The sequence below is a fragment of the Psychrobacter sp. AOP31-B2-9 genome (genome assembly GCF_052378005.1).
Taxonomy (GTDB): domain Bacteria; phylum Pseudomonadota; class Gammaproteobacteria; order Pseudomonadales; family Moraxellaceae; genus Psychrobacter.
The window spans coordinates 1-10,845 of the sequence record NZ_JBQSXG010000106.1 but is presented as its reverse complement, the minus strand read 5'-3'; the positions used below and the strand labels follow the sequence as shown (position 1 = coordinate 10,845).

At 40.7% G+C, this 10,845-nt stretch carries 9 protein-coding genes and 3 pseudogenes; 8 read left to right on the top strand and 4 right to left on the bottom strand.

The window, feature by feature from the left end; genetic code table 11:
• On the top strand, positions 1 to 443 hold a 443-nt coding region (locus ACT3SX_RS11195), incomplete at its 5' end, for an LrgB family protein (RefSeq protein ID WP_444761737.1).
• Positions 444 to 493: 50 nt separating this feature from the next.
• On the opposite strand, the gene ACT3SX_RS11190 is transcribed toward ACT3SX_RS11195, so the two are convergent.
• The gene (locus ACT3SX_RS11190) at positions 494 to 1,006 is read right to left on the bottom strand and encodes a transposase (RefSeq protein ID WP_443549136.1); all 513 of its coding nucleotides are present in this window, start codon (positions 1,004 to 1,006) and stop codon (positions 494 to 496) included.
• Positions 993 to 1,127: pseudogene (locus tag ACT3SX_RS11185) on the bottom strand (IS630 transposase-related protein); the annotation flags it as partial. The gene ACT3SX_RS11190 and the pseudogene ACT3SX_RS11185, both read right to left, overlap by 14 nt.
• A 63-nt stretch (positions 1,128 to 1,190) precedes the next feature.
• On the opposite strand from ACT3SX_RS11185, the pseudogene ACT3SX_RS11180 reads away from it, so the two are divergent.
• Positions 1,191 to 2,483, top strand: a pseudogene (locus ACT3SX_RS11180) (IS3 family transposase).
• A 46-nt stretch (positions 2,484 to 2,529) separates the two neighbouring features.
• On the opposite strand, the pseudogene ACT3SX_RS11175 reads toward ACT3SX_RS11180, so the two are convergent.
• A pseudogene (locus tag ACT3SX_RS11175) lies at positions 2,530 to 2,739 on the bottom strand (IS1/IS1595 family N-terminal zinc-binding domain-containing protein); the annotation flags it as partial.
• Positions 2,740 to 3,097: 358 nt separating this feature from the next.
• On the opposite strand from ACT3SX_RS11175, the gene ACT3SX_RS11170 reads away from it, so the two are divergent.
• The 6 genes from ACT3SX_RS11170 (at position 3,098) to ACT3SX_RS11145 (ending at position 9,735) form a co-directional block, all read left to right on the top strand.
• Positions 3,098 to 3,649 carry a carboxymuconolactone decarboxylase family protein gene (locus tag ACT3SX_RS11170; RefSeq protein ID WP_192519720.1) on the top strand — a complete coding sequence of 184 codons (552 nt, stop codon included), beginning with the start codon at positions 3,098 to 3,100 and terminating at the stop codon, positions 3,647 to 3,649.
• Positions 3,650 to 3,830: 181 nt separating this feature from the next.
• Positions 3,831 to 4,979 (top strand): acyl-CoA dehydrogenase family protein, encoded by a 1,149-nt coding sequence (locus ACT3SX_RS11165; RefSeq protein WP_192519721.1) that lies wholly within the window; start codon positions 3,831 to 3,833, stop codon positions 4,977 to 4,979.
• Between the two features lie 73 nt (positions 4,980 to 5,052).
• Positions 5,053 to 6,429: an FAD-dependent oxidoreductase gene (locus tag ACT3SX_RS11160; protein WP_192519722.1), complete on the top strand. Its 1,377-nt coding sequence runs from the start codon at positions 5,053 to 5,055 to the stop codon at positions 6,427 to 6,429.
• A gap of 111 nt (positions 6,430 to 6,540) precedes the next feature.
• The gene (locus tag ACT3SX_RS11155) at positions 6,541 to 8,001 is read left to right on the top strand and encodes a CmpA/NrtA family ABC transporter substrate-binding protein (protein ID WP_192519723.1); all 1,461 of its coding nucleotides are present in this window, start codon (positions 6,541 to 6,543) and stop codon (positions 7,999 to 8,001) included.
• 8 nt (positions 8,002 to 8,009) lie between these two features.
• A complete protein-coding gene (gene ntrB, locus ACT3SX_RS11150) occupies positions 8,010 to 8,888 on the top strand; it encodes a nitrate ABC transporter permease (RefSeq protein ID WP_192519724.1) in 879 nt (292 codons plus the stop codon).
• Positions 8,878 to 9,735: an ABC transporter ATP-binding protein gene (locus ACT3SX_RS11145; protein WP_192519725.1), complete on the top strand. Its 858-nt coding sequence runs from the start codon at positions 8,878 to 8,880 to the stop codon at positions 9,733 to 9,735. The genes ntrB and ACT3SX_RS11145 overlap by 11 nt, the downstream gene beginning before the upstream one ends.
• A gap of 174 nt (positions 9,736 to 9,909) precedes the next feature.
• Here ACT3SX_RS11145 and ACT3SX_RS11140 read toward each other — a convergent pair whose 3' ends face one another.
• Positions 9,910 to 10,500, bottom strand: a complete 591-nt coding sequence (locus ACT3SX_RS11140; protein ID WP_443549134.1) for a recombinase family protein — start codon at positions 10,498 to 10,500, stop codon at positions 9,910 to 9,912.
• Between the last annotated feature and the right edge of the window lie 345 nt (positions 10,501 to 10,845).

The following is a 10,845-nucleotide window of genomic DNA, read 5'->3' as shown; positions in this document are numbered from 1 at the left end:
AACATGCTTTGGCTTTGACCGCTTCTATAACTGTTGGGATGGTGGTGGGAGTCTTAAGCATATACCTATTCACTGGTTTGTTCCATTTTGATAAGACCTTGACCTATAGCTTGATGGCCCGTTCAATATCGACACCATTTGCGTTAGACTTATCTGAAAAAATTCACGGATCTTCCTCTTTAGTTTCATTGTTTACTTTGATTACAGGGATTGTGGGAATGATTTTAGGGGATATGATTTTGACTTTTTTTCGTATTCGCTCACATCTTGCAAATGGAATCGCATTTGGTAATGCATCACACGGTTTTGGTACAGCCCGGGCAAGTCAGCGCAATGAGGACGAGGGCGTTATAGCTAGTTTAACAATGATTTTAGCGGGATTGTTTATGGTATTCTTAGGCCCTTCATTAATACATGGCGTAATGTTATTTGGGCAAGTTTAAACAAATATATATAGAGACCCTAATCTATATTAAGAATAGATATGATATAGTCAGTTCAAAATAAAATTGTTATGGTTAGGACAAACATCATAAAACAACTTGGATAAGTCGTTTTCCAACCAGCCTTGGCGTAGAAACTTTACTTGTGCCCATTTCTTTTCAATAGGGTTCAAATCAGGGCTGTACGGTGGCAGCCATAGAATACGATGACCATGCCTATTCAGTAGCTTTTGAATGCGCTTACTCTTATGAAATCTGGCATTATCCATCACAATCACGCATTTGGTTTTAAGACTTGGGATTAGGGTTTGTTTGCACCATTCGTAGAATATGCTGCTGTTAATGTTGTGCTTAAAGTAATCTAGTGCAAACAGCATCTTTTCATAGAGAGCACCGATAACGTTGGTTCGCTTTTTACCTTGCCAGTTGTAGCTATCGATACAAGGCTTACCAATCGGTGCATAACCATGAGAGCGAATGGTCTCGTGCTCAAAGCCGCGCGCGTATATATAAACGATGGGATAGCCTTGCTGCCTAAAGCTATTAAGCTTACTGTGGTATATCGCTCTTTTGATCGGACAGGCTTTTGGATGCTCTAAGGTCTTTTTTTTGACTGATGCCTAGGCGCTTTAGGGCATGATAAATGCCTGTTTTACTACAGTTTAAGCGACGAGCTCGCTCATGAGCTATGCTGAAGAAACCGTACAACTAAACTTGGTAAACTAAGCACAATTATAGGAGTTTACCATGACCAAGAAATTAAGAACCTACAGTAACGAATTTAAAGCTGAAGCTGTCAAAAAGATAACAGACAACAATCGTAACTTGAGTGCAACTGTTCAGCAGCTCGAAATAGAGATGCAAACGCTCTCAAATTGGCATAACAAAGCCAATCAAGGCAAGCTTGTAGGAACAAAGCAGTATGACCCTGAACTTATGAGTGCGCTTGAAGAGGTAAAACGCCTAAAGCGACAGCTTAAAGTTGCCGAAGAGGAGCGCGAGATCTTAAATGAGGAGGGATAAAGCGAAGCACTGCTTCGCCCCGACGCAAGATGAGAGCTATGCTCGAATGAGGCGACGGCGTACTTCGCGAATGAGGAACGTTAAGAAACAGTCTGGGAGACTGTTTTAGTGACGCAAGGCGAAGGGCTATGCCCGCAGTGACAGCTAGTCAAGTACGCCTTTATCAAAGACAACCAGCAAATCTTTAGCATCAGTAGGATGTGCCGCGTACTTAGCGTTAAACCATCGAGCTACTACGACTGGCTGAGTCGTGATATCAGCTGTCAGCAGGTACACCGTAATCAGTGCGAGCTACTAGTTAAAGCCGCTCATAGTGAGACTCATGAGCGCTATGGTGTTGAGCGTCTGCATGCAACGCTCACCGAGCAAGGGTATGATATTAGTCTATACATGGTCAGAAGCATCAAAGAGGAACACGGCATCAAATGCCGTCGTCATAAGCGCTTTAAAGTCACCACTGACTCTAATCATCACAAACTGGTCTATCCAAACGTGCTCGATCAGAAGTTTGACACCAGTCGCCCTAACCAAGCATGGGTAAGCGATATTACTTATATCTGGACACATGAGGGCTGGTTGTATTTAGCGGGAGTCAAAGACTTATATACCAAAGAGCTGGTCGGCTATGCGATCAACAAACGCATGACCGCAGATTTGGTCTGTCGCGCATTGAACATGGCCATCAGGAATAAACGTCCAAACAAAGGGCTAATCGTTCACTCTGACAGAGGCAGCCAGTATTGCAGCCATGCCTACCACAAGATCGTTAAGCAGCATCAGTTTACAGGTTCAATGAGCGCTAAAGGTAATTGCTTCGACAATGCTCCAATAGAAAGCTTCTGGGGCATATTGAAGAATGAGTTGGTATATCATAAGGATTATAAAACTAGATTTGCCGCCATTACCGATATCATTAGATACATCGAGCTATATTACAACCAGACTAGGATTCAAAAGGGCTTGAGCTATAAATCGCCAAGACAGATGTGGTTTGATTATTATCGTCAAGCTGCGTAACTAAAATCTCCCAAGTTTATGTATACGGATTTGACGGCAGGGGTCAGTCTCTGACGCCACAGCCTCTCACTGTCATTAGCCGTATTTTATCTTCTATTGTAGAGTGACAGCCGTTATAAGTTAGGGCATGATCGCCAATAAACTGGCGTTTGCAGTCCTTACATTGATAGTTCTGCTTGCTATAGCTTTTTTTGCCGTTTTTCTTTAAACTGGGACTGTGACAGTCGGGGCAATTGATCTGTATTTGTGTCTTCATAACCTCAAATATATCATCTTGCTTCGGCTGTCACCCTTCTTTTATTACTCCAGCATACTTTTTGATACACCACCCTATTTTGTAATATCATTCTATATCTAAATAGATATTGATGATAAATTCATCTATGCGCATCTCATGACTCCGTTGTATTCTTGGTCGAAAACACTAGATTAGTGCTCTGCTCTTCTTTTTTCAATCACTTTCAAAGTTGAAAGTGGGGTATAGATCGATAGATTATTAAAAGTATTTATTCAACATTGGGATTTATATATTCTATTTACGAATTAGGTCTTTCGCTGATAAAAACCTACAATAATATTCATGAATTTAAAACTGCCTAAAAAAGGAAAAGTCAATGGCGCGTCTAACTGTAAACACTATTGAAACTGCTCCAGAAAAAGCCAAAGAGCGTATTGCTGCGGTCGAAAAAGCAAACGGCTTTATCCCTAACTTAATTGGCGTATTATCAAATTCACCCCAAGCGTTAGAGATGTACCAAGAAGTCGGGAAGATGAATAGTCGTAATAGCTTAACTTCTGAAGAAATTGAGGTTGTACAGATTACCGCTGCAGCTCACAATGGTTGCGACTTCTGTATAGCAGGTCATACTAAGGTGGCTACGAAACTAAAAATGCCAGAAAATGTAGTAAACGCCTTACGTGAACGTACCAATATCGAAGATAATACTAAATACCAAGCGATTGCTCAATTTGTTATGCAATTAATTGACAAACGTGGTCAAGTCTCAGATAGCGAATTACAAGCCATTAAAGATGCAGGTTATAACGACACCAATATTCTTGATATCGTGATGGGCATTGCCTTAGCAACTCTTTGTAACTATGCGAATAATGTAGCTAAAAATGATATTAACCCAGAATTACAACCTTTCGCTCCAAAAAAATAAAGCTAACGTAATAAGCAAGTCGTTGAGATTTTGCATATTTGATTGCATAAAACCGTTCATCTCAACCAAGTGATGAGCGGTTTTTGCATTTTTAGTTATTCCTCCATCAATATTTAGGTTGTTTCATCTCATGAGCCATCAAATCTCAACCAATTTTGCCACCTTTTACGATAAACCTCTTATGTCAAATACTTCATTGCCATTGATAGCACAGTGGAAAGATAGGCCGCGGTTGCTGCAAAACATTGGTGATGCAGCAAAGCTAATCCTTGACCCCATTGCCATTGACAAAGGTTATTATCCTATTAAAGAAATGGGAGAGTTGGCTAAACTTGGAGCGTTTGCATCGCATTTGAGCAGTCAAAACAATGGCTTTATGACAGCTATTGAGAGCACAGCGCAGATTTCTAAAGTTTGTGGTACAACGGGCTTTTTATCGTGGTGTCATCAGGTTATGGGTTTTTATCTTGACCAATCTGAGAATACATCTCTCAAAAACCGTATATTACCAAATCACACATTGGGCAATACATTCGGCGGTACAGCATTATCCAATCCAATGAAAACTTGGGCAAATATTGAACCTATGATTTTACGTGCCAAGAAAGTAGAAGGCGGTTATCGTGTGTCTGGCACCTTGCCTTGGATTAGCCATATTGCACCGCATCAGTATTGTGGTGCGGTAGCAACGGTAGAATCTATTAGTAACATCAGCAATGACTTGCCATTCGATATTTTCTTTTTGCTAGCGTTTGATGATGAGAGAAAAAGGGAGTGGAGGTTAAGCCAATGTCCCACATTTAGTGGAATGGAAGGTTCTAGCACTTGGAAAATTGAGCTAAATGATTATTTTGTACCGACCGACGATATTATCGCCGACCCTGCGAAACCTTTTATCGAGCGTATTCGAGGCGCGTTTGTACTCATGCAGTTGGGTATAGGTATTGGCATTATCCAAGGGGCAATTGATGATATTCGTGCGGTTGAAGGGCAACTCGGTCATGTCAATCAGTTTTTGGAAGACCAAGCAAGCGGCTTGCAATTGGCATTAGACAATACTGTGGATCACACTCGAGAGCTTGCCAAAACACCATTTAACCCTAGCAAAGACTATCTGCTAGATGTTCTAGATTTACGTATCCAAAGTGCCAAATTATCGCTAGATGCTACGCAAGCAAGTCTTTTACATCAAGGTGCAAGAGGTTACTTGATGACGTCTAATCCGCAACGGCGTATCCGTGAAGCTCATTTTGTGGCGATTGTGACCCCTGCGATTAAGCATTTACGCTTTTTGTCCCATCAACTAATGACTGAGATTACGCCTAATTGATTTTATCTTTTTTTAATTAAAAAATGAGTGGTGGCGTTTTGAATATGCTCAAAACTTAATAACAGAGAAAGATATGAACATAGATAAAGATAACAATCCAACTGACGGACGTGGTGAGTGGAAGCAGTTCTTATGCCGTGCCTGTGGTTGGATTTATGATGAAAAGCTGGGTGACCCAGATGGCGGTCTTCCCGCAGGCACTCGCTATGAAGATATTCCGGAAGATTGGCAATGTCCATTGTGTGGTGTAACCAAACGAGATTTTGAATTATTTATCCCGCGCTCCATTAACATCGTCAAGCCCCAAATTAATCCTATCAGTAACACAGGGGGATTGGTGGTAATAGGTGCAGGTCTAGCAGGTTGGGCTGTGATTGAATCAGTGCGTGTTTTGGACGCAGACTACCCCATTACCTTAATTACCGCAGACAGTGGTAATAGATACCATAAACCGCAATTATCAATTGCTATTAGCCAAAGTAAAAATGCTGAGAATCTGATTACTCAACTTGCGACTGCCGAAAGTGAGCGTTTAAATATTGGTTTGGTCGCCAATACGTTTGTCATGCACATTGACACCCTTAACAAGCAAGTGCGTACCACTAGGGGTGATTTTAATTATGACTCACTGGTATTTGCGATAGGGGCAAAACCTGTTTTACCGAAAAGCTTACTACCAAAATTTGTTTGGCGAATTAACCATGTCGATATGTTTGCTAAACTGCAACAAAAATTGGCAGTAAAACCCAATCAGTTGGTAGCAATTATCGGTGCAGGGATGATAGGTAGTGAGTTTGCCGAAGATATTGTCAAAGCAGGACATCAAGTCATCTTAATTGACCGTAACGCATTGCCACTTGCTGAAATTTTGCCGACCAAAGCTAGCCAAATGGTAAAAGATGCTCTCGTGCGTACCAATATCAATTTTTTAGGAAATAACACAGTTAGTTCTATTGATAAAAATGAAAATGGTCAATATGAAATTCACTTTGCCGATAACGATAAAACGATTACAGTTGATGAAGTGGTTGCCAGCACAGGATTAATTGTAGATGGCCGCTTGCCTAACCGTGCAGGAATTAGGTTTGCGCCACAGCAAGGGATTATTGTCGATAATCAGACTTTGCAAACATCACAAGCCGATGTCTACGCGATTGGAGACTGTATGGCAATCGATGGTCAAGCATGTCGTTTTGTTGCACCGATACGCCAGCAAGCAGATACCATCGCTCACCAAGTACTGGATCTGGACAGTGAAGGCTATAGTCACCAAACTCCTGTGGTTCGGCTAAAAACCAAATCAGTTGCGGTGACAGTGACAGGTAGTCCATGCAGGAATTCGCATTGGGAAACGATTGTTGATGATGGTAAGACTCTGATTATGCAACAGGCGATAGAAGCGGGCGATGGACGAGTGGAAATCGTGGCGGATATGGATTTTTCATTATAAAAATCATAGGTTAAATGACAATATTGATATATCAAAATATGATAAGTATTTTTGTTGAGCTTTGCTGATCGTCAGCGGTCTAATCTTTTAAAAACTTTAAAGTAAAAATTTATGAGCAACCATCAGAATAATATTTTCCGCCCTTATAACAGCGATCAACAATTGCATTTTGGTAGTTGTACTTGTGGTAAACACACTAGTCAATTGGAATGCACTGCTAGTTTTAGCAATGAGCAAACACGGCAAGTTACATATTTGCAAAAAAGCTATGGCGAACAAAGCACTACTGAGCAACTGAGCCATGATTTTATCGAGGCGGTAGCAATAAAAGCCTTGTTTCCACATGAGCCGACTCGCCGAGCGTTTTTAAAATCTGTTGGCACAGGGACTGCAATGGCGGCGATTGCTAGTGTTTTGCCAATTGCAAGCCTACAAGAAGCAGCGGCATTGGATAAACTTAATCCAGAGAAAAAACAAGTTAATATTGGGTTTTTACCGATTTTGTGCGCGACACCCTTGATTATGGCTGATCCAATGGGTTTTTACCAAGAGCAAGGCCTCAAGGCAAATTTACTCAAGCGAGCAGGTTGGGCTTTGGTGCGTGACCAAATGGTAAATCGTGAGCTTGATGCGACCCATTTTCTTGCACCGATGCCGATTGCTATTAGTTTAGGGCTCGGCTCTGCACAGCAAGATATGAAAGTAGCAGCAATTCAAAATACCAATGGTCAAGCCCTTGTTATGTCGCTCAAGCACAAGGATAATCGTGACCCAAAAAATTGGAAAGGGATGACCTTTGCCATTCCGTTTGAGCATTCAATGCACAATTATTTATTGCGTTACTTTTTGGCAGAACATGGACTTGACCCAGATAAAGATGTAAAACTGCGACTTACCACACCGCCTGATATGATTGCCAATCTTAAGGCAGGCAATATCGACGGATTTTTTGGACCTGAGCCATTTAATCAGCGAGCAGTTTGGGATAAGGCAGGCTACATTCATACGTTAAGTCAAGATATTTGGAACGGTCATCCGTGTTGTTCGTTTGGCACATCGCAAAGCTTTATCAATGAAAATCCACAAACTTTTTTGGCAATGAATCGAGCTATTATAAAAGCGAATATTATGGCAAATGACCGTACCATTCGGCATGGACTTTCTACCTTGTTGTCAAAACCAAATTATCTTAATCAACCAGAATTAGTGCTTCGTCAGTCACTGATGGGTCGATTTGCTGATGGTGTTGAAAATATTCAAGATTTTCCAGACCGTATGAGTTTTGATGTATTACCTTGGTACAGCGTGGCTGTATGGATGATGACACAGATGAAACGCTGGGGTTATCTCAAAGAGAGTGTTAACTATCAAGATATTGCCGAAAAAGTATTTATGCTCACTGATGCCAAAAAACAAATGCAATTGATGGGTTACCCAGTTAAAGATAAATTAAGCAAAGATGGATCCGGCTTGGCAAGCGGCTATCCTTCTTTTAGCGTGATGGGTAAAGCATTTGACCCTAGTAATCCGAATGAGTACCTCAATTCTTTCGCTATCGGTCATAAAGGGTAAATCGCTACATGAAAAACATTTCTACCAAAACCAAAGGTTACCTTTTATCCTTATTAATTCTGCTCTCTACGCTTGGTATTTGGCATATGGCCACTTTACCAATACAATTTCATGCACCGACTGACCCACTCAAACTAGAATATAGTGTGCTGATGGGAGATATCCCCGAAGGCACAGAAGCAGGGGCGGTAGTCAAAAGACAGAAGAGTGAATTTCCAAGTCTAGCTGATTTTGCTAAAACTTCTTGGGGACATATTTCTGACCCATTTTATGACAGGGGCTTGAATGACAAAGGCATTGGCATTCAGATTAGTTACTCGATAGGGCGTGTATTGCTTGGATTTTTCTTAGCAATGATTGTTGCTATTCCACTTGGTTATATGATTGGTATATCACCTGTATTAAACTACGCATTAATGCCGTTTATTCAACTGCTAAAGCCGATTTCACCACTTGCTTGGATGCCGATTGCGCTTTACACCATCAAGGATTCTGATGCATCAAGTATCTTTGTGATTTTTATTTGTTCAATTTGGCCAATGCTGACCAATACTGCTTTTGGTGTCGCAAATGTCCGCCGTGAATGGCGCAATGTCGCTCGTACGCTTGAGTTATCACCAATGCAAACAGCGACCAAAATTGTTATTCCTGCGGCTGCACCGACTATCGTGATAGGAATGCGGATTTCAATGGGGATAGCATGGCTTGTCATTGTGGCAGCAGAAATGCTCGTTGGCGGTACAGGGATTGGCTATTTTGTGTGGAATCAATGGAATAACCTTTCAATTGCTAATGTGATTTTTGCGGTATTGCTTATTGGGGTAATAGGTATGATTTTGGATTCATTGTTTGGGTTATTACAAAAAAAGGTGAGTTATGTCGAATAATGATGCTCAAAATTTGATTGAATTAAGAAATTTAACCAAACACTATGGCACAGGCGAAAACGTGTTTGAAAACGTCAATTTTGATATCTATAAAAACGAATTTATTTGCCTAATTGGGCACTCTGGCTGTGGTAAATCCACGATTTTAAATGCTCTAGCGGGGCTAGAAAAAGCTAGTAGTGGCGAAATAATCATGGGGGACAAAGCGGTTACTGCTCCAGGTTTAGAGCGTGGTGTTGTGTTCCAAAGTCATGCCTTACTTCCTTGGCTCTCCGTCAGCGACAATATCGCCTTTGCTATCAAAGCCAAAACCCCTAATATCTCTGCCAAATACTTGGATGAACAGATAAACCATTATCTTGGTATGGTTAGCTTGGCAGGAGTCAAGCATAAAAAACCCAGCGAATTATCTGGTGGTATGAAACAACGTGTTGGTATCGCTCGTGCATTTGCAACTCAGCCCAAAATGCTCTTAATGGATGAGCCGTTTGGAGCGTTAGATGCTCTAACGCGTGGCGTGATTCAAGATGAACTGGTTAATATCGTTAATGAAACCCATCAAACAGTTTTTATGATTACCCATGATATTGACGAAGCAATTTTACTAGCTGACCGCATTTTTTTGATGAGTAACGGCCCTAGAGCTTTTTTGGCAGAAATTGTTGAAAATACCATTCCTAAGCCACGTCATCGAGATGATATTCACCACCATAGCCACTATTATAAAATTCGCAACCACTTACTTGATTTCTTATTGCATCGTAGTAAAACTTTACAACAACAAAGTGATCGAGGAACGTTACCAAGAGTGATTAATTTTAAACATGAAAGCTGGGATGGGTTATAAGGAATATTGATACTCCACTAGAACCAGTGCAAATATTTGTGAACCGCCCCGGCTATATTGGAGGCAATTTTTTCGAATCAGAATGTATGATTAGAATCTATAAGATTAATCATTATATGTCTGATCGCATTGTGTCTATAAGAAGGCAAATAAACAATTAAAAAACCTCAGCTATCATCCCTGCTTTAACACCCTATAAACCGTAGCCACCCCAACACCAACCGCCTTAGCAATCTCCTCTTTCGTCATATTGTTTTGACTGGCCAACTCTCTAATACGATTATGTTTCACTGTATTGGCTTTCTTACCTGTGGGCTTATAACCACTATTCGCTAACCCCTGCTTAATACGCTCTCTACGCTTATCGTTATCAAGCTTTGCCATCGTTGCTAACAAGTCGATCAGCATATGGTTAATCACTGCTAGGATCTCACCTGTCATGCCCTTACTTACCGTATGCGTAGTTGGTAGATCAGCCACCACCAATCGCAAGCCCTTGTCTTTGATGCGCTGCTTTAGAATTGCAAAATCATCTTGAGATAGCCTGCTTAATCTGTCCACGCTTTCAACCAGCAGAATATCGCCTTGATCAGCGTCCTTTAATAGCTTAGCTAATACTGGCCTATCGAGCTTTGTACCACTGAAATGCTCAACGTACTCAACAAGGTTATCGTTATAGCTTTGGCTAAAGCTAATCAAGTCAGACAAGGCTCTCTTAGCGTCTTGATCCTTAGTGCTGGCTCTCACATAAATACGAACGGTCATAACGCCACCTATATTATTTAGACTTATAAATTAATGTCCATTGATAATATCATGATATTAATATCATTTAATAATAGAAATAAGTCTAATGATAGATAGAGTATCGTTTAGAGGTTTTATTTTTTAGGTATAGGCTAATGATAGGAAAAAAGCACAGCAACCAGTCCTATAACTCTAAAGTCTGTTATAGATGGTTCCATATTAACAGTCTATTTTGAGTAGTCTGTTAATATGTTTGAAGGGTAAAATAACTGGTTTCCTTGGGGTATACCAAAATTTCGCACTGGAACTGCCAGAGTACTATCGTAGAATCTGATACGCTAAAACCTAACTTGTATCGATATA

Coding starts and splice junctions, on each gene's coding strand:
- ntrB (WP_192519724.1), top strand. CDS start 8,010: ATGAAAAACATTTCTACCAAAACCAAAGGTTACCTTTTATCCTTATTA.
- ACT3SX_RS11170 (WP_192519720.1), top strand. CDS start 3,098: ATGGCGCGTCTAACTGTAAACACTATTGAAACTGCTCCAGAAAAAGCC.
- ACT3SX_RS11155 (WP_192519723.1), top strand. CDS start 6,541: ATGAGCAACCATCAGAATAATATTTTCCGCCCTTATAACAGCGATCAA.
- ACT3SX_RS11165 (WP_192519721.1), top strand. CDS start 3,831: ATGTCAAATACTTCATTGCCATTGATAGCACAGTGGAAAGATAGGCCG.
- ACT3SX_RS11160 (WP_192519722.1), top strand. CDS start 5,053: ATGAACATAGATAAAGATAACAATCCAACTGACGGACGTGGTGAGTGG.
- ACT3SX_RS11145 (WP_192519725.1), top strand. CDS start 8,878: ATGTCGAATAATGATGCTCAAAATTTGATTGAATTAAGAAATTTAACC.
- ACT3SX_RS11140 (WP_443549134.1), bottom strand. CDS start 10,500: ATGACCGTTCGTATTTATGTGAGAGCCAGCACTAAGGATCAAGACGCT.